The 24,926-nt window shown below is 41.7% G+C and carries 27 protein-coding genes; 11 read left to right on the top strand and 16 right to left on the bottom strand.

What is annotated here, in order from left to right; all coding sequences use genetic code 11:
* Positions 1-8: 8 nt before the first annotated feature.
* The 11 genes from AF333_RS29740 to AF333_RS37090 all read right to left on the bottom strand — a co-directional run bounded on the left by AF333_RS29740 (position 9) and on the right by AF333_RS37090 (position 14,836).
* Positions 9-1,358, bottom strand: a complete 1,350-nt coding sequence (locus AF333_RS29740; protein ID WP_043067149.1) for an esterase-like activity of phytase family protein — start codon at positions 1,356-1,358, stop codon at positions 9-11.
* 1,162 nt (positions 1,359-2,520) lie between these two features.
* On the bottom strand, positions 2,521-4,581 hold the full coding sequence (locus AF333_RS29735; protein WP_043067148.1) for a hypothetical protein: 2,061 nt from the start codon (positions 4,579-4,581) through the stop codon (positions 2,521-2,523).
* 16 nt (positions 4,582-4,597) lie between these two features.
* Positions 4,598-7,261 carry a tetratricopeptide repeat protein gene (locus tag AF333_RS29730; RefSeq protein ID WP_052812188.1) on the bottom strand — a complete coding sequence of 888 codons (2,664 nt, stop codon included), beginning with the start codon at positions 7,259-7,261 and terminating at the stop codon, positions 4,598-4,600.
* Positions 7,262-7,360: 99 nt separating this feature from the next.
* Positions 7,361-7,633 (bottom strand): WXG100 family type VII secretion target, encoded by a 273-nt coding sequence (locus AF333_RS29725; protein WP_043067147.1) that lies wholly within the window; start codon positions 7,631-7,633, stop codon positions 7,361-7,363.
* Between the two features lie 152 nt (positions 7,634-7,785).
* On the bottom strand, positions 7,786-11,757 hold the full coding sequence (essC, locus tag AF333_RS29720; RefSeq protein WP_043067146.1) for a type VII secretion protein EssC: 3,972 nt from the start codon (positions 11,755-11,757) through the stop codon (positions 7,786-7,788).
* 12 nt (positions 11,758-11,769) lie between these two features.
* A complete protein-coding gene (locus tag AF333_RS29715; RefSeq protein WP_043067145.1) occupies positions 11,770-12,138 on the bottom strand; it encodes a ubiquitin family protein in 369 nt (122 codons plus the stop codon).
* 19 nt (positions 12,139-12,157) lie between these two features.
* The gene (locus AF333_RS29710) at positions 12,158-12,958 is read right to left on the bottom strand and encodes a hypothetical protein (RefSeq protein ID WP_043067144.1); all 801 of its coding nucleotides are present in this window, start codon (positions 12,956-12,958) and stop codon (positions 12,158-12,160) included.
* 75 nt (positions 12,959-13,033) lie between these two features.
* A complete protein-coding gene (locus tag AF333_RS29705; protein ID WP_043067143.1) occupies positions 13,034-13,798 on the bottom strand; it encodes a vWA domain-containing protein in 765 nt (254 codons plus the stop codon).
* A gap of 72 nt (positions 13,799-13,870) precedes the next feature.
* Entirely contained in the window at positions 13,871-14,029 is a 159-nt protein-coding gene (locus tag AF333_RS36495; protein ID WP_235497058.1) for a hypothetical protein, read from the bottom strand.
* 276 nt (positions 14,030-14,305) lie between these two features.
* Positions 14,306-14,500 (bottom strand): aspartyl-phosphate phosphatase Spo0E family protein, encoded by a 195-nt coding sequence (locus AF333_RS32490; protein ID WP_080787837.1) that lies wholly within the window; start codon positions 14,498-14,500, stop codon positions 14,306-14,308.
* Positions 14,501-14,707: 207 nt separating this feature from the next.
* A complete protein-coding gene (locus AF333_RS37090) occupies positions 14,708-14,836 on the bottom strand; it encodes a hypothetical protein (protein WP_268753653.1) in 129 nt (42 codons plus the stop codon).
* Positions 14,837-15,830: 994 nt separating this feature from the next.
* Between AF333_RS37090 and AF333_RS29700 the strand changes: the two genes are divergently transcribed.
* The 7 genes from AF333_RS29700 to AF333_RS29680 all read left to right on the top strand — a co-directional run bounded on the left by AF333_RS29700 (position 15,831) and on the right by AF333_RS29680 (position 19,709).
* Positions 15,831-17,063 (top strand): hypothetical protein, encoded by a 1,233-nt coding sequence (locus AF333_RS29700; RefSeq protein WP_235497057.1) that lies wholly within the window; start codon positions 15,831-15,833, stop codon positions 17,061-17,063.
* Positions 17,064-17,075: 12 nt separating this feature from the next.
* The gene (locus tag AF333_RS29695; RefSeq protein ID WP_052812187.1) at positions 17,076-17,651 is read left to right on the top strand and encodes an accessory gene regulator ArgB-like protein; all 576 of its coding nucleotides are present in this window, start codon (positions 17,076-17,078) and stop codon (positions 17,649-17,651) included.
* Positions 17,648-17,764 carry an AgrD family cyclic lactone autoinducer peptide gene (locus tag AF333_RS32485; RefSeq protein WP_080787836.1) on the top strand — a complete coding sequence of 39 codons (117 nt, stop codon included), beginning with the start codon at positions 17,648-17,650 and terminating at the stop codon, positions 17,762-17,764. Before AF333_RS29695 ends, AF333_RS32485 begins: the two co-directional genes overlap by 4 nt.
* 40 nt (positions 17,765-17,804) lie before the next feature.
* A complete protein-coding gene (locus AF333_RS29690) occupies positions 17,805-18,527 on the top strand; it encodes a LytR/AlgR family response regulator transcription factor (RefSeq protein ID WP_043067141.1) in 723 nt (240 codons plus the stop codon).
* Positions 18,528-18,589: 62 nt separating this feature from the next.
* Entirely contained in the window at positions 18,590-19,042 is a 453-nt protein-coding gene (locus tag AF333_RS29685) for an Imm30 family immunity protein (protein ID WP_043067140.1), read from the top strand.
* A gap of 18 nt (positions 19,043-19,060) precedes the next feature.
* Positions 19,061-19,312, top strand: a complete 252-nt coding sequence (locus AF333_RS36490; protein WP_235497056.1) for a hypothetical protein — start codon at positions 19,061-19,063, stop codon at positions 19,310-19,312.
* 169 nt (positions 19,313-19,481) lie between these two features.
* A complete protein-coding gene (locus AF333_RS29680) occupies positions 19,482-19,709 on the top strand; it encodes a DUF3951 domain-containing protein (RefSeq protein ID WP_043067139.1) in 228 nt (75 codons plus the stop codon).
* Between the two features lie 48 nt (positions 19,710-19,757).
* Here AF333_RS29680 and AF333_RS37085 read toward each other — a convergent pair whose 3' ends face one another.
* From AF333_RS37085 to AF333_RS29670, 4 genes are read right to left on the bottom strand one after another with little or no spacing between them, the layout of a single operon-like run.
* A complete protein-coding gene (locus tag AF333_RS37085; protein WP_268752841.1) occupies positions 19,758-20,141 on the bottom strand; it encodes an SDR family oxidoreductase in 384 nt (127 codons plus the stop codon).
* A 20-nt stretch (positions 20,142-20,161) separates the two neighbouring features.
* Positions 20,162-20,437, bottom strand: coding sequence for an SDR family NAD(P)-dependent oxidoreductase (locus AF333_RS37080; protein WP_200894944.1), 276 nt, complete (start codon positions 20,435-20,437; stop codon positions 20,162-20,164).
* Positions 20,438-20,462: 25 nt separating this feature from the next.
* Positions 20,463-20,606 carry a hypothetical protein gene (locus tag AF333_RS36485; RefSeq protein ID WP_235497055.1) on the bottom strand — a complete coding sequence of 48 codons (144 nt, stop codon included), beginning with the start codon at positions 20,604-20,606 and terminating at the stop codon, positions 20,463-20,465.
* 39 nt (positions 20,607-20,645) lie between these two features.
* On the bottom strand, positions 20,646-20,903 hold the full coding sequence (locus AF333_RS29670; RefSeq protein ID WP_043067138.1) for a hypothetical protein: 258 nt from the start codon (positions 20,901-20,903) through the stop codon (positions 20,646-20,648).
* Between the two features lie 114 nt (positions 20,904-21,017).
* Between AF333_RS29670 and AF333_RS29665 the strand changes: the two genes are divergently transcribed.
* From AF333_RS29665 to AF333_RS29655, 4 genes are all read left to right on the top strand, one after another.
* Positions 21,018-21,887: an RNA polymerase sigma-70 factor gene (locus AF333_RS29665; protein WP_043067137.1), complete on the top strand. Its 870-nt coding sequence runs from the start codon at positions 21,018-21,020 to the stop codon at positions 21,885-21,887.
* A 166-nt stretch (positions 21,888-22,053) separates the two neighbouring features.
* Positions 22,054-22,494 (top strand): carboxymuconolactone decarboxylase family protein, encoded by a 441-nt coding sequence (locus AF333_RS29660; protein WP_043067136.1) that lies wholly within the window; start codon positions 22,054-22,056, stop codon positions 22,492-22,494.
* Positions 22,495-22,510: 16 nt separating this feature from the next.
* Complete coding sequence (locus AF333_RS37075; RefSeq protein ID WP_268753652.1) at positions 22,511-22,642, top strand: hypothetical protein; 132 nt, start codon at positions 22,511-22,513, stop codon at positions 22,640-22,642.
* 704 nt (positions 22,643-23,346) lie between these two features.
* Positions 23,347-24,165 carry a squalene/phytoene synthase family protein gene (locus AF333_RS29655; RefSeq protein ID WP_043067135.1) on the top strand — a complete coding sequence of 273 codons (819 nt, stop codon included), beginning with the start codon at positions 23,347-23,349 and terminating at the stop codon, positions 24,163-24,165.
* A gap of 150 nt (positions 24,166-24,315) precedes the next feature.
* Here AF333_RS29655 and AF333_RS29650 read toward each other — a convergent pair whose 3' ends face one another.
* Positions 24,316-24,750, bottom strand: coding sequence for a DMT family transporter (locus tag AF333_RS29650; RefSeq protein WP_043067134.1), 435 nt, complete (start codon positions 24,748-24,750; stop codon positions 24,316-24,318).
* Positions 24,751-24,926 lie beyond the last annotated feature (176 nt).

Below are 24,926 nucleotides of genomic sequence, written 5' to 3'. Positions count from 1 at the left end.
AGTATAGCTTATTTTGTAATATCTCCAACTTCAAACATCCACATTTCCGTGGCTACATTTGTCTGTGTCGTATTCTCAATTCCAAAGTCATTGTCATTTATTACAGCAAGAATATGGTTGTTCACTAGCGAAATACCTTCTACCTTCTCAAATGGATAATCAAATTTTAGCATATCCAAAACTTCGGTTTTTTCAGCCAAGACTACGCCTTTTTCTTTCAATTGATCTGTATCCATTTGTTCAAGCAGAGGCTCTCCTTTTTTTGCTTCATCATATTGTCCCAGTATGCTGGTTGCTTTGGACAAATCAAGCTTATATACTTTTTTAAGTTTGGCTTCTTCACCTGCATATTTGTCCCGCTCATCAATTAACAATACATGCTCGTTTATCGCATAAAGGTCAGATGCCACAATATCAAATTGTTTTAAGCCATCGTAGTTTTTCGCACTATCGGCTACGTAAGGAAATTCAGCAACAACCTTCAGATTGGTCAAATCGATTTTTATGATTCGCATAATACGTGAGTTTTTACCTGCATTATCATCCGGATTAGCCAGGGAGTTTTGCATAATTGCATACATCCACTTCCCATCCGGAGTAATGGACACCCCTTCAAATCCACGGTTCTGAATTCGCTTCGAATATACACCAGGTAAAATATCTTTAATCGGAACATGAGGTGCATCGGTTATTTTCTCCGCCATACCTGCTGGAATCAAACGCTGGAGAATCGTTCCGTCACGCTTAACCTGCACAAGGCTTGGTCGATATTCATCGCATAACCAAAAGGTGTCATCATTCTTATTATAAGCTAGGCCTTCAAGATCGAGCCCATAAGGATCATAAGCTAATTGCTTCTGTCCTGTCTCATCGTATGGTACCTCATCTTCTTTTGGCAGATTGGAAACACCAGAGATCAGATTCGTGCCAGTAACCGGGTCTGTTCCATTGGCTAACTTCAGCGAAATTCTTTCAAGGACATTAATTTTCCCATCTACTACTTCAATTTTATAAATACTTGGTGTATATGTATCGAGCGGAAAAGTCCGTCTTTTCTCCTCTCCTACTTTTACTTCTCCGTTTGGCCCGCGGTCAGCGGTAGAATAAAATACATTCTCTGGATCGCCTGGAATGTGAAGAAGAGAGGAGCCGACAGACATCTTAATTCCTTTACCCAGTTCCTCTGGATTCGCCAACCTATATTTTCCAATAAGCGTAGGTTGGCTTTCATTTGATGCCCTAACTGGGATTGACTCTTCCACATCCGCATACACCGCGGAAACAGGAAGAGAGCCAAGCAAGAAGCTTCCTAATACCACTTTTGAGAGTACTTTGACGAGCGGGTTTAATTTTGCCATATAGCATGCATCCTTTCCTGTATCATAGCTCATAGAAATAATAGTTTAGTTTTATTAAAATAATATGGAAGGAATGTTAAATTTAGTTTTAATTTGGGGGATAATTATAAATCAAAAACCATCCTTTCATTTTCAGCTTCATGCTGAATAAGGATGGTCTTAACTTGATGGCTATAGGTGCCCCAGTGTGATTGTCTTTTCCTCTTGGAAACATCCATACGATTAGTATCCATAGCTGAATAATTAACAAGCGTGATATTATCTTTATTATTGTGCTTCTACTGTTGTTGTATTCATCTCGGAACTGTCTTTGTATGAAGCTATATACATCTGATTTGATAAATCGACAAATTCTTGTGGTGAGAGGGAAGAAGGAAGGCCGGTGGGCGGGAGCGGTCGGAAAAAGACACATTGGCCTTTCTTCTGCCGGATCGCAGGGCGCATCCAACTTCTTCTTTTTTCCGAATCGCCTCCTTCCAACCACGCTACCCTATCAAAATATCAAGTGTAATTTATATAGGCAAATGTATTCTTTAATAAAAAGCCCCGATGTTATCCATCGGAGCTTTTTGTTATACCATCTATCACACCTGTTGATTATCCATAAGGTGGAAGAAAGAAGATGCACGCGTCGGCGTCTTCCCTCGTCTTTTTCTCGCAAGGAGGAAGCACGGCCGCTTTGTGACGCCAAGGCCGGACCGTCAAAACATCTAGGTTTTTCGAAGCGGGAGACAGTTGCCGGTCGATTTCGTCCTTGGCGTTACACGCTCCACACAAGAAAAACAAAGGGGACGCACGCCGTACGCGTCATTCTTTTCTATTCATCTATGGATACCAAGGGTGTTGATTGTTCAGAGAGGAGGAGACCACCGCAACGGNCAGAGCAGAGAGGAGGAGACCACCGCAACGGGACACAAACAAGGCCTTTCGTCTCCCTTCCCGAGCGATTGCCCTGGCCAGACGAAAAAGGACAGCAACTGTCTCCCTCTTCGTGTCCACCCAGATGTTTTGCGGTCCCGCCTGGCCCGGGCAAAAAGCGGCCCGTTACGCTTCCGTGCGGGAGACGAACCGACGCCCGTTTGTGGCACGGTGTGGTGGCTATCCACTCTGGATCGTACTGGATAATCAACACCCTTGACCATCTATATTACTTTTCTGTTTTCTACTTGTCTTTATTTAGCATGCTTTTTGCACTTTCTTTCACACCGTTATCCAATCCAGATATTTGTAGCAACATATTGAGGTATTGTTCAGCCATCTGCGGCTTTTCATTCCGGATCGCCTTCGCCTGCTCCAGCAAAGCCTGACTTTTCTCCCGTAACGGAGCTTCCACGAACTTCTGTAGCCTTGGATGCTGCCAAGCCGATGTGAGGAGACGAACGGATTGTTCAAGATTCTGCTCACGCATGCCCTTTTTATAGTCATCGATTGCTTTTTGGAGGAACTCCGCCTGTTGTCTGTATTCGTCCGGCATACCGCTTGCACTCGAAATACTTCTGTATATCGCTAATTGTGTGTCGATTTCTTCAGCTTTTGCCTGGTCTAGCAACTTCTTAGCTGCCTGCTCGGCTACTCTATCATTACTGCCTTTCCTGCTGTACAGGCGGTTCGATTCGCTTGCATAATAAAGGGCTTCAGAATATTTTTTACTATCAAGTAACTGTTCTGCTTTTCGTGCATACAGTAGCGCCTTTTTCCGCTCGGTAGCTATGCGAGAAATTTCCTGAGCAATAGCCGGTCTTGTACTCAAAATTTCATACGCTTGCTCTTCCTTCGTGGGCTCGAATGTTTCGGCATTCGCAAGCAATTGTTCCGCCAGCTTTTGCACTTGCTCCTTCGCTTCCGGCGTATCATTCCCACGCTCTATCACTTCTGTAGCCAGAATAACGGCCTTGCTTACATCGCTCTCAGCAAGACTTGCCGCATATGCTAGAGCATCCACTTCTTCTACTTTTTCTACTTTTTCTTCTTTTTCTACTGTTTCTTCTTTTCCTGCTTCTTCTTTTGGCGGGGTCAATAGATTTTCAAATATATCCTTTTCTTTCCGACTGGCTTCCTGAGCCATATCTGGCGCATACTGACCGGCGATCTGATACTTATTTAGCGCTTCGGTCGTGTCACCTTCGCCATTAACGTCTTTATTCGCTACATTCACAAGCGCTTTATCAGCTCCGTTATACTCACTTATATCCAACGGTTCATCCGCTTGTTCGTTGTATTTCCCAATTGCATATACGACATGCTTTGCCTCTTCTGCCTGTTCTTTTTCTTTCGATTGAGCTGCATACAGCTCGGCTTCTGCTTCTGCATATCGTTTAAAAACGCTTTTTTCCGTTTCTTCTTTAAGCGTCCTAATATCCGGCTGATCCATAGTTAAAGACAAGAGCAACTGGAGGTTAGCCTGCCCTTGATAGGAAAGCGCGGACTCAGCATCAGCTTGCGTCTTCAACTGGTTTGCCGAGTCTGTAAATAGCTTCATGATATCATCATAGCGCCCATCATTGGCATTAACTTCCTTACCGTAATATACGACATTATACGGATCACCTGTAGTGGCATAGCCAGAGAGTAGATCATATAAGGGACTAGGAATATAGGAAGGTTCCCGGTGCGTAGGCCGTTCTCCCGATGGATTGCTCGTTCCGTTATTTCCACTCCATTCCCGCTCCTCTGTCGGCTGTTCTACTTCTTCTTCCATATCCGTCATTCCATCAATAGGCAAACCTGAAAAGTCTCCAAGCCATAATGGCGGTTCAGGAAGCACGATGTCACTTTGGTCAACGATCAGATCAGCAATTGGCTTCTCTATATCGGCCGTTTCTACTAAATCAACGGCATCATCATACACTTCGCCTACCGCATGTTCCTTGAGGGAGAATGCAAGCGTACTACCCATCTTATCCTGTAAAAGGCTTGGCTCTGCTATTGTCCTTTCTGGTTTACGCTTTAGTCCACTGCCCTTTTGCTTGCTTTCGTCTTTTTTCGCCTGGATACGTGTCGTATTTTTCACCTGATTGTCGTCTGTATTAAGACGGATGGACGGTGATGGCTTTTTTGCGTTTGCCTCTACTTTTTCAGTTGGCTGGCTATCGGCCGGTACGCTCTCTTGATTCCATTGATATGCGGCTACACCACCGGTAACGACCAACAACCCGAGTGAAACAGGCAAAATGGCCCGCCGAACTTTTGCTCCGTTTTTTTCTTGCTGATTTTCAGGCGCCAATTGTAATCCTCCTCGCTTATATCAACTTTTTGCGTTTCATTTCTTCCATGCGCTCTTTTGCAATAGCCGTCTCAGAAGGATTTTGATTCAATTGGACGACTTTCTGTAGCATGCCGAACGCTTCTTTATACCGCTTCTCTTTCAAGTGAAACAGACCATATACAAAATAGGCCCGGCCGCTATTTGGATAATTCTCCAACACCTGTTTATATACGCCTTCAGCTTTTCCTTTTTGCTTAAGCTTGTCATATAAAATGCCTATGTTGAGCAGAATATCTTCATTTTGAATTCCCAAATCAATAATCTGGTTATAAGAAATCAGCGATTGCTGGAAGAGATTAATGTATTTCTTATCTCCTCTTGCTTCATAATACAAACCGTAATCGTAATATGCTTGTCCTAGCCGGTTTAAATAATCAATATTCGTAAAATCGTTTTTGAGCAGGCTGTTAATCAAAGAAATCGCCTCTTCATACGTCTTCGCCTTGGTGGCATCATCTACTTGATTGGTCTTATTCTTTTTAATGTAAAGGTCGACCAAATTCTTAATGTATCGCTCGTTGTCCCCCTGCAACGACACGGCTTTTTTAAATTCCTCAATCGCTTCCATGTCTTTGCCCTGAAGCCCGAACAGCTCACCTTTCAGATTGGCAATAAACGCTTTAGAGACTGAATCGCCGGCATCAAGCTGTTGCACAAGCTGGTTGGCCTTTTCATACTGATTAAGACGGGCATAGGAAATAACCAGATCGCGTATGGCATCCTGTTCGTATACGCTTTTCTCGCCTTTTCTTGCTTTCTCTAAATGATCGATAGCATTCGGAAAATCGTTCATCAAGAAATACGCTCGGCCTATTAAATACTGTGCCTCCTGATTAGTTTGAGAAAGTTTTTTCTCCAAAAACAAATTTTCCAAATAACCGATAGCCTGCTCGTAACGGCCCCGGCTGATATAAATCGTAGCCAATTTCGTATACAAATCCTCGGTCGGCTTTTGCTCAATCGCCTGCTCGATAAACTCTTCGGCTTCAATATAATTCTGCTGGGCAAAGGCCTCTGTTCCATTCTGAATAAGTCCTTCCCAGTTTTTTTCGACTGTAAAGTAATATAACCACACAAGCAGACCGACACTTATAAGAAAGCTACCCAGGGATAGTAGCACTTTCCAATGGGTAACCATAAAACGCCACATTCTCTCGCCGAGAGGAGGCTGCTGTTTCTTTGTTTTACCGGTAGGATCGGGAACATATGTAGTATCAGTCGCTTCCTTCTGCTTCTCCTCCAGTATTTTCTGCAGAGCGTCTTCCGTGCTCATTTCCTGCTGTTTGGCACGGATCTTCTCCCTCATTTCTTCGGAAATAATTTCCAATTCCTCTTTAGTAGCGAAATCGAGCGCTGGAAGTGTAGCACTTCTGGCATAAAGAAGAAGAGCCTTGTCCCATTCTTCTAGCCTTTCCATCTGGGCGGCCGCTTCCAAATACTCCTGTAAATAAGCTCTATATGATTGCTCTTTATCTGCTCCGTCTGCTGACAGTAACAGGTTAATCTCTGCTGTTACTGCTTTGTTTTCAGGAAAGTGTGAAATAATGTAGCGATATTCTCTCTGTGCAGCATTCTTGTTACCAAGTCCTTCAAATACAGCGGCGATTTCTAGCAACGCCTCTACGCTCATTGTTGAATGTCTGCTCGGCACTTGCACTTTCTGGGACCATTCCTGCTTCTTCCTAATAGCTGCTTCTTGTATATGTGCAGGGAACACATCGAACCATTCAGCAAAAGAAGGACAATCTTCTAAGCTTCGGCTTTTCCATACCCGCTCTAAAAGAATGCTTGCAGCCTTTCCGAGTGTGTTGCGAAGCACCTTTTTTATTTGCCGGTACCGAGCGGTTTCCTTTTGCATTTCTTCTGCCGCAAAATAGCTCATATCATCAGCTTTTTGCTTTCGTACATCTTCGCTGTGCCATGTGACCATCTCTGTCAGAAGAACTGCACCTGCGAAACGATCAGCACTCGCTGTCCAGACGCCATCTCGTATGTATTCAGCTGCATATCCCGGAGAACCACCAGGTAGAATTTCCGGTTTTTTGATGTCCGGCGCATACAGTTCTTCCACGTCCACAAGCTCGATATCCGCAAAAGGCCGCCCGTCCCTTTCTGTTTCCAAAAAAGGAAGAAGAACGTTGCTTGACGACAGGTCACAGTGCGCCAAATGCGCAGTCTCCAACTCTTTCATAACGAGGGCAAAAGCGCATGCAATACGTACACATTCATCCCGGGTCAGAACTTTTTCCTCCAGAAGAATATCCGCCCAGGTCGGTCCTTCAATCCATGGCATGAGGATCGAGTAATCCAGGTCGTTATACTGGTCAACAAGCTTTTCATGATGTTGCCGCTCGATTACAGAGCGTAAGCAGGCAGAAAGGCCATACGTAGATGCATACTTTTTAAAGCTTTCGGCCAGCTCGACTTGCCGCTTACTTTTAAAACGTTCCCTGAATACTTTTAAAGCAGCATACTTATGAAGAACGCTCGCCTGACCGTCAACCAGCTGATAGACCGTTCCCTGTCTTCCTTCCTGTCCATAGGGCATCTCGATTCCTTCTACCGCAGGATGCCTAGAAAACGTATATCTTCTTCCAAATATTCGAATCGTTTCTCCGACTTCCGGTTGAAAATTCATGCTCATTGACCCCTGTTCTCAAGCTTCTATGATAAAAAGACCAGCCAGCTGCTGTGACTAGTCTTTTTGAAAGAATATACGATTGAAATTAAAATATGCCTATTGGGCATCTGCTTGGCGGAAGCGCGTAGCAATTGCACGAAGCTCTTGATCGATAGAATCTAGCAATTGAACATACGCTTCCATATGACGACGGGATTGTTCGAATTGATCGAAGAAGCGCTTCTTTGTGGCACCATCCCATTTACCTTCTAAAGATTGAAGAGCTTGATAGAGCTGAGCCGTCTGCTGGCGGCTAGCATCCGATCCGTTTCTAAACTGCTGGGCAATTCCTTCTAATTCTTCCGGTGTAACGAGAATTCTCATTGACATTATGCGTGCACTTCCTTTCCTTTTTTTAATGTCAAAACCAATATATTACAACGTTTCTATGTTTTACAGTCCTGAAATCATTATCATTCTCATGTACTACAATATCGATAAATGAAAGAGAATTGTCTTACTTTTACACCGGGTAGTTTCGTCTATAACTTGACCTCTGTGTAAGGTTTAGCTATTTTTACTTTCATATGTTTTCCTTTAATCACAAATCCGTCTCCGGTTGGCAATTCTTTATCTGTTTCTGCATGTGGGAGCCGCATATTAAAGAAATACAAATCAGTACTTAAGGTAGAGCCCAACAGGAACCCGACAAACTTCTTCTTAATATTCATCATCCATGGTTCATGCATATAGCTATTCATGCTGGCAAGGGAACCGGCGATAAGGAAGTGAATATTCTTCTTTCGCGCTTCCTTCGTCAGTTTTTCGAGATAATTCTTACTCTCAAAGTCCATATTTGTCTGCTGCATAAAATTCTCTGCATCATCAATAATGATAATAAGCGGACGGTATGTTTTTTCTTCCATGCTATCTGTCCAATTTACCCCATAGGTTGGTACTTGTTCCTCCTCGATAATGGACACAGCTTGCTCAAGCACCTGCTTTGCCCCAGAGAGATCTGTGGCATGCCCTTTGACATGGGGAAGATAGGAAAAATTCATGATACCCGTACGCTTCGCTTCTAATTCTATCAAGAATATATCTATTTCTTCCGGCTCGTATTGACGACTCATTGATAGAATCAGCGTTTGTAGAAGGGACGTTTTACCCGATTCTACCCGTCCTGTTACCAACACGTGATCTGCATCCTCTAGGCGGATAGACTGCATTGACAGGTCTTCCGTATCGATACCATAAGGAAGTTCTCCTGAGTCTTTTGTCGGGAATCTATTAAGTAACTGCTCCCATCCAATTTCTTTGGGCAGCATTGCAATTTCCTTCGCTGGCTCTCCCTGCCATTCCATCCCCATTCTGTCAGCGAGATGACGAAAGAATGCTGCTTTCTCCCATTCATCCGTCCCGTCATATGGAAGCATACACTGAAAGGCGTGTGGCGGATTATGCCCTTTTACGAAACCGCGCCCTTCTGGAAGACTCGAAACGACGAAGGAAGGACGTCCCACGGCGAAGTAATAATCTGTCTGATCCGCAAGCTCAAAAGAGACGGCAGAAGCAAAGTTATTCCGGTACCTATCGTACATGTCGCTCGTTTGATTTGCTGTTACAAGCACCACAATGCCGTAGGCCGCCCCTTCACGCAACAGCACTTCAAGCTGCTCATTCTCATCGACGAATTGAGTTCGGAAACGTTGATATCCATCAATAATAAGCATAAGCGCCGGGACCTGTTGCTGGGTAATTTTTCGATAACTCCGTAGAGAGCTGACCCCTTCATTTGAAAACTGTTCTTTGCGTAGTGCCAATTCTTTCAGCAGAAAACGGAAGAGCCTGCGCATTTTTTCCGTCTCTTCTTCATGTACGACACCACCCACATGCGGAAAACGCGCCCATTCTTTCATCTGGCGGCTGAAATCGATAATATATGCATGCAAATCTGCAGGAGCATGACTAAAGAAAAGAGATAGCATTGTCGATTGAATCAGCGTAGTCTTTCCGGAACCAGGCATTCCGTAAGCGATAAAGTGCCCCTCGTTTAAATCGATACGCAACGGATATTGCGCTTGGTTTTCCACATCATCAATGATGCCAATCGTTGGCTGTAGCCAATCTTCCTCCACTTCCCAGTTTCTTCGTGACCAGCTCTGTACATCCATCATTCGAGAGAGCGGCAATCGTTCAGGAAGTGGTTCAAGCCACGGACCAGGAAGCGGCTTGATACCCCGCTTCTGTGCCTCTTCCTTCATATAATCGATCACTACTTGAATTTGTTTCTGTCGACTATCTCCCTCAGCTTTGATGACTTTCTGTCTTCTCGTCGATCCATCTAGCATAATCTCTGCGATTTCTATCTGTTCGGTCTGTGTTTCTTCCTCTGGCTGATAGTTGGCACCGCTCCAGGCAGATTGGAAATACTCAAGAACCTCATTGTTCCCTACCTGAAAATAGGCCCGGCCTGGAACATTAATTGTAGAAGCGTTCGGAATCTGAATCATCTCCCGACTATCGCTATCATCCTGTACACGCAGACAAATGCGGAAGCGTGAATTACTCCAGATCTTCTCGTCTACGACCCCCGCCGGCTTCTGTGTTGCCAGAAGCAGGTGAACACCCAGCGTACGCCCGATCGCCGCAATGCTTATTAGCTCATCCATAAATTCAGGCTGGTCTTTTTTGAGCTGTGCAAACTCGTCTATAACAATAAGAAGATGTGGCAATGGCTCTCTGAAGCGCCAATCGGAACGAAAATATTCATCAATATGTTGAATGTTACCAGCCATGTTAAATATTTTCTGCCTTCGCTCCAATTCGGCACGTAGCGAAACCTTGGCCCGATTAATAAGATTAGGATCTTCCAAGTTAGTAATCGTAGCTATAACATGCGGTAGTCCTTCGAATGTGTTGGACATGCCGCCACCCTTGTAGTCGATAAGCATAAACGCCATTTCATGTGGATGATACGTAGCGGCCAAAGATAAAATAATCGACTGGATAACTTCACTCTTCCCGGAACCGGTCGTACCGGCCATCAATCCATGTGGACCGTGCCCGTTCTTCTCAATTTTGTCATGAATGTTCAACTCAACGACCTTACCGCCTTCCCGTACCCCGATTGGGACAGGAAGAGTAAGAGGATACCGGTTCTGTTCCCAACGGGCCGCAACATCTAGTTCCTCTATCCGGTTCGCCTTATACATGTCCAGGAAAGTTAGTACCTTTGGAATGACTCCTGCCGCAGATTGTTTCACACGCAGCGGTGCGATGGAACGCGCCATCTCCCTGGCTTCCTGTAAGGAGAAACGGTCAAGCGCAACCTGTTCCCTGCCGGTGAACGAATTTGTCTTATCATCTGAAGAGAACGTTTCGTACAACCGTGCTACTCCATCTTTTACTTCAATAATAAGCTCGCACTCCATCGGCAGTGTCTCTTTCTTCGATGACATAAGGAACGTGCAGGCTCCTACTGTATCACCTTGCTTTAAAAGAAGCGGCAGAAGAGCATCATCCTCAAACATGGAAAGCTGCGGGAGAAAAAATACGAATTCCGGAACATGGTATTCTTTCTTATCCTCCGCATTTTTCCTCAGCTTACGAAAATTCAGTGTACTGTACATCCGCTCAAATAAAGTATGAGCCATACGTTTCCCTTCGGCTATGTAACGGGATTCTCTGTCCCCATCCCACATATGCGGCAACCATCTCATCCAGCTCCACTCTTCGCTCTCCTGCTCAGGGTATGCACAGACGATTTTCACTTCTTCGGGTGAATGATGAGTGGCGAGCTGCAACGCCAACACACGTGCCAACTCAGTTATATCGTTTCTTTCCCCTACCAGTCCGACTACCCGTTTTTCTCGTAGCGGGATAGATACAGGCACATTCGTAACCTCGCTATAGTCGGCACCTAACTTCTGCGCTTCTGCGATTAACGGATGAATATCATATCCATCCTGCGTCGGAAGCTGAACTGTAATCGTAAAGGGCCTCGTCCCAAGGCCAATTCTTGTATGCAAAAAATCTTCTGAATAGACGGCTCGTTCCCACAAAGAGCTGTGCCGTTCACGAATTCTACGCATGCAGTCTTCCGGGTTCGGGTCCTTTTGCCGTAGGAATTTCGTTTGCTGTTCGCGTATATCCTCAATTTCTCTTCTATGCACTTCCAATTGCTGCAAATACTCCTCATGGATCTGTACAACCTCGGCGCGATGCTTCTTCTTCCTGCGGAAGAATAGCACAATGGTTGCAATATAAGACCCAAGCATAGGTATGCTCATAGCCATAATAAAAATGGCATACATAGCACTGTTATATAGTGTTTTCGATAAATAATACATAATCCCCACGGTGGCAACCGTTAGGAAAATCGGAATAATCATCGTTTCGAATGAAAACCTTGGTTCCATTGGCTCTGCTTTCGGACGATGCACAATGATTTTGCCTGTCGGAAGTCCAAGTTTTACCCTTGGTGACCGTGTAAAGTATGGTGATTTTCTCATAACTCCCTCTCTTTATTCGATAATTCTCCATACGTAATCAAGCTGTTCCACTTCATCCGCCTTTGGTATATCTTCCGTATCGTCCAGCTCATTCTTTTCATACTCCTCTTCCGTACGTAGATCGGAAATCGGTTCTTTACTTAGACGCAAAAAGGCACCGTCCCAAATCCCTGCATACTCCAGAGAACGTTGCTTCTCAAGTCGAAACCAGTTCTTTTGATCAAACGAATACTCAAGCTCATGTATGCCATGTCTCCAATTGTGTTCATAGCCAAGCCACTCATTTAAAGCAACGACCAGCTTTTCGCTTTCAATCTTACAGGGCAGACGTACATCTCTTTCCTGTTGCTTATGAATGAAAGTAACAATGACCGTTTCCAATGTATTCCCTCCTTCTTCTTTACCAGGCAATATCCAAAAAGGAAATATCATCGCTTGTCGGAGAAGAGAAACTCTCAGCCATCAGATTCTGCAGCCGTTCCGTCTTCGGAATTGAACGCAGCGAGTCAATTGCAGCAAAGCCATCTGAATATACAAACATCCTATTGAAAGGCTGGCCCATACCACTAGAACTTGCAGTCTTTATATCACCGCTCATCAACCCATTTTTGGTAGACCAGCGTTGGTGTCTATCTTCTTCATCACAAGGAAAACAGGCAACCTCCCGTGTACCATCCCATAATCGGACACGCATGTCACCGGAGCATGCTAAAAAGACATTTGCCTGTTTCGACCAATCATCTATAATATCTACCCGGCCACAAACGAACATAGCCTCACTTCCGTTCCTCCGTTTTTCCTCTAGTACATCCCGTAGCAATGGGGAAAGGGCACGAGGCAAACGATAGGTGTCCACTATTTCTGTCGCTTCCTCCACCAGCCCGCCCAAATACGCATGCAGGGCCACTGCCATAGTACGTTCATCCCTCACTTCTTCTACTGAAACACTTCGCAACCATGCCAACAACTTCGTTGCCAGAAACTGTGCCGCTATATTTCCATAGAAAGACAAACTCACCCCATCGCAAAGTACGAACTGAAACGACCTGTTTTCTACATGAAATGCCAGATAGTCCTGTCCGATATCATCCGCCTGTTGTGTCTCGCCCGCGCGGGCATACCCATAACGAAAGGTAAATCGCTCCTGATAGACACTCGTAATCGGCGTCTCCGTTTTTTGATCGCTCGTAAAAGAAAACATACTTCACCTCACACCTGTTGATTATCCATATAGTTTAGAAGGAATAAGATGCACGCGCCGGCGTGTTCCCTCATCTTACCTGACCGGTGTTGCAGCCGACATCTGAAAGCCTAATGACACAAGGTCCGCATTCGTGCCCGGAAGCATCATCAGTGCTCCTGGCTCAATTTTATATCCTGTTTCCAGCATCATCTCCCGATAGCTCTCTGGTAGCGGACTTGAGAGTCTTTTCAGCTTGTTGCCGTACTCATCTTCCAGATGTGTATCCGGCATAATTCCCGGCCACTTTCGAGAATTCTCAACAGGTGTTTTGAGAATCTCATCTGAGATGAAGATATTCTCTACCAGTACATTCCCATCCGGCATTTTCATTTCCATAATCCGTTGTACAACCGGTTCCGGGTCCTCTCCTGTAAAAGCCCCGTCCGTCATATGACAAATTAGCGGGGCTGGGCAGTTCCAGAGGTTTCCCCTTTCCTGCTGCAACATTTTTTCGGCGACCTCGAACGCTTTTGCCGTATTCGTCAGTCGCTGGGTTTGTACATTCTCAAGCGGCCGCATGCGTGCCACCTCATCAATTCCTTTGATACCTCCCAGTACATCGAATACATTATCGCTGTATGCTAGAATCGATAGCTTATAACGAGGACTTAATCGGCTTCCCTTCGTTGAACGGAAAACCATCTGTCGGATTGCAGAATTCAATGCTGCAGTAACAACATCGATCCTCCTTTTCTGTTCTCCTCCAGCATCCATGAATTGGTTCATCGATGCGCTAATATCCAACAAATAAATAATATATGCCGGGGTTTGCTGTGTTGCCTGAATACGATAATCCATTATATACGGCTCCTATTACTCTAATAATCTATTACTAAAGTTTCTATACCCATCCAGTACGTCTTATATAAATTATACTTGATATTTTGACAGGGTAGCGTGGTTGGAAGGAGGCAATTCAGAAAAAGAAGAGGTCGGATGCGCCCTGTGATCCAACAGAAGAAAGGCAAACGTGTCTTTTTCCGACCGCTCCCGCTCACCGCCCTTCCTTCTTTTCTTACCTCCCACCACAAGAATTTGTCAATTTATCAAATCAAATGTATATAGATATAGCCTACTCTCCATTTTAAGTAAAAAAATATAAAAAGTGTAGGGACGGGATATTCACTCTTCTACTCGTTTTGACCTACAATGTAGTAGATAATGGCCTAATAAACTGGATTTTGTATGTAAATATAGAGGGAAAGATTCAAAATGAGTATACTTGGGGGAATGTAGCATAATGCTTTTACTGGATGTTATGGGGTCTATAAATATTGATGCTTCTAAATAGCTTACAGCTTTATCTTATTCTGTCTGCTCGTTTCTTTTACGAATTTGTTTCATTTGCTTTTCAATCAACTTGTCCAGTTCTTGACTGGCCCGGAGAACATCTGGATGTAGTAGATTGAAGCCTTTTTGTTTAGCCACTTCTAACATCCTTGATCGCTTCTGTTCTATCTCAAGCATAAGGCTCATATTATTAGATTCCTTCCTGTTCATATCCTTGTATCCATAGGAAAGGAGTTTTGATTATAAAATAACTGATTGGTATGCAAACCTCATACCATCCTTTCTTTTCAATTCTCACACTCTGAATCATTTCTTAATCTCTACTTTTTCGTGTTATTTTATAATTCAAAGAAAGCTTTGCACTATATAAATTACACTTGATATTTTGACAGAGTAGCGTGGTTGGAAGGAGGTGATTCAGAAAAAGAAGAGGTTGGATGCGCCCTGCGGCCCAGCAGAAGAAAGGCAAACGTATCTTTTTCGTTCCCGCCCACCGCCCTTCCTTCTTTTCTTCCCTCTCACCACAAGAATTTGTCGATGTATCAAATCAGATGTATATAAAAACCACTTTTTAATCATGCGAAACCCTAACAAATTAAAATCCTTAAAAATACCGATATAGGTATATGAACATGTAAACAATGACTATGTAATAAACGATTCTATATAAATTACACTTGATATTTTGACAGGGGAGTGTGGTGGGAAGGAGGAGATTCGGAAAAAAGGAGAGGTTGGATACGCCCTGCGCTCCGGCAGAAGAAAGGCCAGCGTGTCTTTTTCCGACCGCTCCTACCCACCGCCCTGCCTTCTTTTCTTACCTCCCACCATAAACATTTGTCGATGTATCAAATCAGATGTATATAATACTCTAAACTTCTCATCAACTATCTCTCAATACAACATAGGTTAGCCACATAAGAACATCTCAATATTTTAATAATATGTATTTTTTTGGTTGATACAAGTGTATGATACTAAATTCCTCCTTGTCTACTCCTATTCATTAAGATTAAACTCCTATGAACACAGGTTCATACACAGTGAATACCTATTGACTTATATGGAAAAATGCGCTTTATACGATCTAATCTCATTATGAATAGGCATTCACTTAACATGAATACCTATTCATTTTAAAAACAATACTTATTGCTCTAAAAAAATAGCAATAAGTATTACATCTGTTGATTATCGATAGGCTAGGAATAAAGACGCACACGTAGACATGTCTCCTCGTCTGTTTTCCAGGGTGTTGATTCTTCCAAGAGGATAAGACCACCTCAACGGGACACAAACAAGGCTTTTCGTCTCCCTTCCCGAGCAAAAAGCGGACGTGTCTTTTTCCAACCGCTCCCTCCCACCACAAGAATTTGTCGATGTATCAAATCAGATGTATATAAAAAGCTAAAGAGTATACATGGTAATGTATGTAATATCATGGTTTTTTTTGTTATCATTTTTCATACGAGTTTGTTATACTATTCATAAAAAGGAGGCAATTCGAAGTTACTATACAATTAACTTCGTTCATTACTTAATGATGCTTCTAGCACTAGGCATTTTACTCTCTATAGTGGAAGAAATGGCATTAATGATTTTTCCGTTGGCTTTTTTTCACTATCCCATTCGCAAACACATCAAATCCTTATTTCTGATTAGTATTCTGGTTGCAGCCTTTTCGCGCTTCATCAGACCATACATCGAAGCGTCTTACGCTATCTTTTTAATTATGCTATTGTTCTACATACTTCTTATCTTTGTTTACCGGCTTAAGCCAATAAATGGACTCATCGTTTTGTGTCTGGGCTATTTAACAAATGCAGCTATTATGGGAGTTATTCTATCAGTTTTAACCTTTACTTTAGTTCAGTCTTTTTCACAAATTGTAAGCCAAATTCTGTATCAAACTTTTGTTATGCTTGCTACGTCTGTCATTATGTTTATGGGCGCATATATTATCCATAAGAGAAAATGGCAGATTAGCTTAGAGAGTAAAAAAGCCTCAAAAACGAGAAAGCAATTCAACTATTTAATTGGTGCCTACTCTATTTTTGGAATGCTTCTTATCATTCAAATGGTTACAGTTTTTTCATCTACTGGATATGATTTTTATCGTACAAGCCTTGTTTTCTTCGCTGCGTTTAGTATTTTTTTATTAGTATTTGTGTTAATTAGAAATATTAAAGTTATGCAATACCAAATGAAGATTGAAGAGGAAAAGTCATATCTCGAAAATTTAATAAACTATACAGAGGAAATTAAACAAATTAACCGTGATTTTTATTCCCAGGCACAAACGTTACGACAAATGGCGGTATGCCAAAATATGAATACAATAATCAGCTACCTTGATCATTTGCTTCAGGAACGAAATTTCCTACAAGCATCTATTGAAATTAACGAGCCAATGCTGGCAGCTTTTTTAGGAAAAGAACGTCATGTCTGTCAATCATACGGTGTGAACCTAATGGTGATAAATAACGGCTATTACTTTACGCCAAACTCAATTTCCGGTTATCAGCTTAATCGTCTGTTCAAACAAATTTTTGATGATATTATTCTCGTTTTAAAACAACATACTACTGCCGACAAGTGGATTCGCTTCACAGTGGATAGTGTGATAGACGAAGAGACTACCTTTATTATTGAAACTATTTATTTACGACAATTAAGTGAGAATATCATTGAGCAAATTGAATTACATGCAGGAGACATTAAACTGATTTATGATCCATATACAAATAAAACTAAAATAACCATTCATTTTTAGAGGGGGGCGGTTATGAAAAAGCTAGCCTACCATCTTGCGACATTATTAAAGGAAACTACCGGTCATCCTGCTTCCGTGGTAGTTATTCAATTTGGGATTGAAGGATTTTTAAACACATTGGTTACAACGCTCGTACTTATTTTAGCTTCCATCATCACCGGACAAAGCATTCCTGTGCTTTTCATTGTTTTAGGGTTTAGTGGATTACGCCTGCTTACTGGCGGAGCTCACTTAAAGAGCAGCCTGGGGTGTACCATTGTCTCGGTTACGATGTTAGTCGGCAGCAGCTATATTCCTGTATCTTTCTGGTCAAGCTTACTTTTTTGTCTACTGACACTCATCATTATTGAAATCTATTCTTACTATATTGAACCGTACCAATCTACCCGGCCTTTGAAATACAAACATAAATTCAAACTTTTGGCGAGGCTATGGATCGGACTCGGATTTCTTGCCTCCTTTTTTGAAATCAGTCAGCCTTTCACGATTGGATTGCTGCTACAATCTTTATCTGTGATGCCTCCTGGTATTCGTTGTGTTCATAGTCTGAATCGTTTCTTTTCGAAAGGTGGTGAATCTGCATCATGAAAAAAACTCTCTACGCTACAGCCTCTTTCTTTGCCTTATTCGCAGCTTTTATTGTCACACCTTTATCAGTTACTTTTGCTCATGCTCCGGAAACGCCTGAAGAGCTTCGTTAAAAAATAAAAACAAGAACATAAAAAATACGGTGGTGATATCATGAACATCTTAGTATGCGAAGATAATCTCATTCAAGCGCAGGCGCTTACTAGTCACTTACAAACATTTGATTATGTTCAACGTGTCGATGTAGTAACTACAGGGGAGGAAATGATTTCCGTTGTACTGGAAAAGAATGATATCACTGCTCTTTTTCTTGATATTGACTTACCAGGTATGAACGGATTGGAGGCATATGGAATTTTAAAGATGCAAGGATGCGACATTCCGGCTATCCTTATTACCGGATTACGCCCCGCTGCGAGTGACACCTATCATTTAGGTATTGTCGATGTTGTTGAAAAACCTTATTTAACCCCACGCTTGGAAGAAGCTTTAAAAAAGCTACGATTACACATTGAGCATCAAAACTTTATACAAGCCGGTGGAGTTTATGTTCCGGTTATTACGGATGAACTTGCTTTACTTTCGCCAAAAGATATTTTATTTTTTGAAGCAGGGGCACGCGAGCTAAAAGTACATACTTTACACAATACATTTGAAGCAAAATATATTCCGCTAAAAATATATGAGAAATACTTAAGAAATCAAGGCTTTGTTTTTAGTCATCGCGCTTACCTGGTTAATACGAGAAAGATTAAATATATCGATCATACTGATATTCATTTTATAGGAGATTTTCAGCATGTTGCATCTGTTGCAGAAGATAAGCTCAGTATTTTAAAAAAGATTTTACAGCGTATAAATATGTCGCCTATATAATTATCACCATAGAACACATCTATGGTGTATTTTTTTATTTGAATGAATAAGGACGGTTATATATGAACATTGAAGCAGAGATTAAGAAGCTATACAATTGCAGGCTATTAAGAACTCAAGCAGAATGCGAGGAGTTCGATCATATTCTAGAAAAATTAGCGGATTATACAGAAGAAAAAATGATACGGGACTTATGCATGGTTTTTGATGACGAGACACATCAAGAAGAAGTTATGTTTGGGCTTATTCATTTCATTGAAAGCTTTGAAATGGATAAATATCTTACAGAAATGGCGAAAGCCTTACCTGATATGGTCTACAAAGCAAGGGAGTGGGCACGTATATTAAATATAAGAATCTTGAATAGTGAAACGTACAGAAACGAATATGTTAAAGTACTTATGCATATGGACAGTAAGGTAAAAACGATCGTCGTTGATTTACTTATTGATATAAAAAACGATGATCCAAAAAGGTTTGCACATACGGCTGATGAATTAATCGGTATATTATAGTATCTATATACATCTGATTTGATACATCGACAAATTCTTGTGGTGAGAGGGAAGAAAAGAAGGAGGGGCGGGAGCGGTCGGAAAAAGACACGCTGGCCTTTCTTATACTGGAGCGCAGGGCGCATCCAACCTCTTCTTTTTCTGAATCACCTCCTTCCAACCACGCTACCCTATCAAAATATCAAGTGTAATTTATATAGACAAGACAGGGAGGGGACTTTTTATATCGTCACAATTTTTCCTTATTTGTCCAATACACAAACTTCCTGAATATGGTACATTAATAACGAACCCCTTTGTTCCACTTCACCTTTCTCCTGCCGGCTAATGCCGGCTTTTTTTATTTCTAAGCGACACTCTATCACATAGATAGTGAAACTTTTCCATATTTTGTCCGTAAATAAATAACATCACACACTTTTGTATAAGGAAGGATGCTATGAATATTTTTTTACTTCTTACAACGCTCTTTACAGGGCTACTTATTTCTTTAATAGGAATCGTTATTTACAAAATCATCGCGAAGAAAGAGCTTCCTGACAGCCACTATACGCCATTTGATTACATTACAGCCCACACTGCTGTTGAGTTTCATGAAGAAAAGGAAGAAAAAGAGCAAGAAGACGAACAAGGTGACGATAAAGATAAAAATGAGAAGAAGAAATAACGTTTACCTTCCTATAGACAAGCCATAATAGTCAGTTCAGCTCCATGATTAATAATAATGCTCACTTGGCCCTTTATAGTCCTGGAGTGTATTACCACCATCAACGATGAACAGTTGTCCGGTAACGTATGAAGCATGCTCAGAAGCTAAAAAAGCAATGACATGTGCTACTTCCTCCAGACGTCCGCTTCGACCAATCAGAGTATTACGTCCGGCTTCTGCTTCGTGCTTCGTTTGCGAACCGGTAGCAATCCCTCCCGGTGCCACATTATTTACTGTAATGTTATGCTTGACAACCTCTATAGTAATCCCTTTGCTCATGCCCACCATGGCAGCCTTCGCTGCACTGTAGGCAGACTCTCCCGGATTGCTTACCAGCGGACCAGTAACCGACGAAACATTGATAATTCGTCCGTATTCATTTTCAATCATGTGAGGAAGGATAGCCCTCGTTACATTAAAGCATGTGGTAAGATACGGGAAATAGACAAATCCCACTCTTCGTCCTCTATTTCAGTAAAAGGGATGAATTTTTCAGGGGAGCCTACTTGTGCCATCCCCGCATTATTAATAAGAATATCAACTCTGCCAAAATTATCGAGCACAGCGCTAACAAATTTTTGAGTCTGCTCTCGATTCATTAGATCAACTACATACCTACAAGCTTCTATCTTCTCTGCTTTCAATTCATTTACACGTTTGTGAATGCGTTCCGTTGTTGATGCAATTGCATCCTACCACCTGGTTTGCCAATCATTTTAGCTGTTGCAGAACCGATTCCGGAATGACTGCCTGCACCGGTAGAAAAAAGGCGGACGTGTCTTTTTCCGACCGTTCCCGCCCACCGCCCTTCCTTCTTTTCTTACCTCTCACCATAAAAATGTGTCGATGTATCAAATCAGATGTATATAGATATGTTTCCTGAACATGTCTTTGTTAGCGGACGTTAAAAATGTAAAAAGATACATAGAAGCTAAATACCATTACAAAAGAAAAGAAGATAGCAAGCTTTTTTTGTTTTTGAATGAAATGATTAAGCGCCATAACGCCAACCATTAAGCCAATAAAAAATTGCATTACAAAACCCGGAAAGTAATCGTGCGTTGGAGAAGCTGACAAGTTTATTATAGACATAGATACGACAACTAAAGATATAATTAATTGGATTATATCGAGCGCTTTCCATTTTTTCATGATAGCCTCCTTCCCTTTACTTTAATTTCCAATTAAAAATAAAACAAGTCTTTTTAAGAACAGCTCATGTCACCTTACTCCGAATCATACAGAAATAAGGATGGAGAGACCGCTATGAAGTTGGAAATAATCTATAAGAAACATCTGTCATTGCTCACATCTATTGCGTATCGCATGCTCGGTTCCTTAGCTGACGCGGAAGACATCGTTCAAGAAGTGTTTCTTGAAGTACAGCAACTCGATACAGACCATGTATATAACATGAAAGCATATCTAGTTAAATCGGTAACTAATCGATGTATCAACTTCCTGAAGTCAGCCCGCAAAAGAAGGGAAGTTTACGTAGGTCCTTGGCTTCCTGAACCTCAAATCACCCTTTCGGAACAAAATCCGATGGAATTAGTCGTGAAAGACGAAGCCATTTCCTATGCTTTTCTCGTCATGCTAAATCAACTAAACGCTGTGGAAAGGGCTGTGTTCATCCTGAGGGAAGTACTTGATTACAGTTATAGTGAGATCGCCCAGGCTTTAGATAAAACGGAGGAAAATTGCCGTAAAATTTACAGCCGTATCAAAAAAAAGCTGCATCAAGACGTACCTGTTCCATCCTCCAATATGGAAAAAGAAGATGCTCTGATCCAATCATTCATACTTGCCTCAAAAACGGGAAACTTTGATAACTTTGTTAGCATGTTAACCGACGACGCTATACTTACTATGGATGGTGGTGGCAAAGTACGTGGAGCCTTACGTCCAATTATTAGCCGGCATCGTATCTTGGCTTTATTCAAAGGAATTGTTCCGAGAGGATATTTTGAAGGGAATCTTCTCCCTGTTCACATTAACAATCAGAAAGGAATTTTGCTGATGAGGAATGATCAGCCGACATTGGTGATATGTTTTGGATGGGATTTGCAACAAGAACATATCAAACGTATTTTTATCATATCCAATCCCGACAAGCTTAAACATATTCAAGTATAGGAATAAATGATTTTAAAAGGAGTACTTTTTGTACTTCTTTTTTTATTTGTGTCACAAATTCGATATGTATTCTGTTAAGTAAGTAAAGGTAAGAAATGATGGCAGCACATAAAGCCATGAAAATTCACTTCTTACTTTTACAAATTACTTTTAAGGAGGATTTCACATGGAAACGAGATTTTTTATGGAGAAAGTAAATCCGAAAGGCTATACCGCAATGCTCGAATTGGAAAAATACCTGATGTCTACTAGCATTGATAAAAAACTGAAGGAATTAATCAAAATCCGCGCTTCCCAAATTAACGGTTGTGCATTCTGCATTGACATGCACACTAAGGACGCACGCAAAATTGGCGAAACAGAGCAACGCATTTATGCTCTCAACGCATGGCGGGAAACTCCCTTCTTCACACCTGAAGAACGTGCTGTTTTAGCTTTGACAGAAGCTATTACCCTGGTAACAGAAGGTCATGTACCAGATGATGTATACAACGACGTACGACGGTATTTCGATGAAACCAAAACCGCAGAAATCATCATGGCAATTGTTACGATCAATGCGTGGAACCGAATTGGTATCTCCACAAGAAAAATGCCTTCCGTTTGATCGGGGACTCCAAGCGTTGTCACAAACGGAAAAAGACACGTTTTCCTTTCTTCTGTTGGAGCACAAGGCGCATCCAACCTCTTCTTTTTCCGAATCTCCTCCTTCCAACCACACTCCCCTGTCAAAATATCAAGTGCAATGTATATAGAAGCGTACCGTATATTAATAAAGCCTGGCTCCTTAAAAGGGTCCAGGCTTTATTTTTTAACTTGATGAGTAATTAATTATGATAATAAAAATTGCTTGAATTCTAAGCGTTCATCGCTTATTATGACCTCATTAGGATTTGTTCATAAACAAAAGGCGGAACGATAGAGCAATTCCCTCTTTACTATCTCTTTTTACGTATTGTTTTGGCTCTTCTCCAGACCTCAATCCCTTTTCAGGTAGTTTCCATTCATTCGGTTCATTTTTCAACATAATCACGTTATTATGTTGGAGGATATCCCCCTTTACCGATATAAGCAGCTTCAGCTATTAGCCACCCCTTAACGTAATTTCAATGTATCTTACAAAGTAAAATACAAAAAAGCGTTCTGTTTTCAGCGTGGTTATCTTACATATAGAGGATTATCGGATATAAGCAATAAATATGTGAAACCTATTGAGGTTTAAATCGTTTTACAGAGTAAAAGGGAGATATGCAACGGGAAGAGCACTGCAACTTGCATTGCTTATTACCAGTTGGCTAGGTAGATGGATAAAAAAGCGTAGTTCATTAACTTAATCTTTCTTTGCGTAAGCGACATTACCAGACATTCATTGGAATGAAGAATACTATTTTTTTAGTTCTTATATATAGGGTAAACTAATAAAAAGTGCTTGCAGAATCGAAAAGGGGTGTTGTTCTATATGATAAAAACAACTGATTTACACAAAGGTGCAATGGACATGTTGTTAGAAACCAGCCGCACTTTCTTTATTCCAATTAGTCATCTATCTCCAGGGTTACAGGAATCGGTTGCTTCAGCCTACCTATGCATGAGAGCTATAGATGAAATAGAAGATCACCCCGAACTTCCAACGGATGTGAAAATTAGCCTCTTGCGTTCAGTCAGTCTTCTTCTGGAAAAGCCTATCGATAATAATGAATGGATGGCATTATTTCAACCGTACAGTTCTCTTCTCCCAGAAGTTACCTTACGACTGGGGGACTGGATAAAGCTCAGTCCGCCCTCCATCGCACCAAATATCCGGAAGGCAACAGCAATTATGGCGAATGGAATGGCAAATTGGGTTTCTAAAGAATGGAGAATTAAGAATGAGAAGGATTTAGATGACTACACCTTCTATGTTGCAGGTCTAGTCGGCATACTGCTATCGGAGATTTGGAAGTGGCACGATGATATTGAAACAGATCGTGACTTAGCCGTTGCTTTTGGCCGTGGACTACAGGCTGTTAACATCATTCGTAACCGCGCTGAAGACGTATGCCGAGGAGTAAACTTTTTCCCTGATGGATGGAAAGCAGAGGATATGTTTGCGTATGCCAGACGTAACCTTGCATTAGCCGATGCATACTTGAAGAGCATTAAATCGGATACAATTCTTGTTTTCTGTCGAATACCGCTTATTCTGGCTCACGGTACACTCGACGCTCTAGCAGCGGGTAAAGAAAAGCTTGATCGTGCTACGGTAACTCACCTTGTTAAACAAGTAACTGAAGTATAAATAATAACCTAATTTAAACAAGCCAAGCTTGAATGCATTCAAGTTTGGCTTGTCCCATGAATAGCATTAGAACAGAGCGTCAATACCTGCTGGGAAAGTATAATTCATAAACCTCACTTACATTAATCAAACAACAACTACTATACTTTTTTACTTTTTATTAAATAAATATAAAGCAAATGCTAATAATATGAGTGCTACTACCCTTTTCCAATCGATAAGAATCTGTCTTCCGCCAAAAATGTTAAAATGATCAATAAAGGTACTCGTTAACATTTGACCCGCAATCACAGCTACAACTGCAGAACCAACTCCGATTTTAGGCACAGCAAGAACCATAATAAAAATATAGAGTGCACCGAGCAAACCGCCTATTAATTGCCATTTAGGAACTGAAAAAACAGATAAAATATTCCCTTTTCCCATAAATATCGCTAAGAGTAACAACGCTAAAGTACCGACTGCAAACGAAATAAATGCTCCTTCAACGGTACCTACCCTTTTTCCTAAAGCACCATTAACACCCGCCTGCATGGACATTAGTGCTCCAGCTATTATGCTAAAACCGACAAATAACCAATTCAATGTTCTTCCCCCTAGTCATTCTCTTATTCATCCATTTTACTAAATATTGTACATGGATAGCACAGCTGATCCTGCGTCGGCCTTTTTCCTTTCAAATAAAAAAGCTACCGAAAATTTACTCGGTAGCTGAAACATAACGTAGAAATTGCCCTATCGCTGTTGAACGTTTAAAAATC

This window comes from Aneurinibacillus migulanus, assembly GCF_001274715.1.
Classification (GTDB): Bacteria; Bacillota; Bacilli; order Aneurinibacillales; family Aneurinibacillaceae; genus Aneurinibacillus; species Aneurinibacillus migulanus.
Note: the sequence above shows the minus strand (reverse complement) of the source record. Positions and strands in the feature narration are given on the sequence as shown.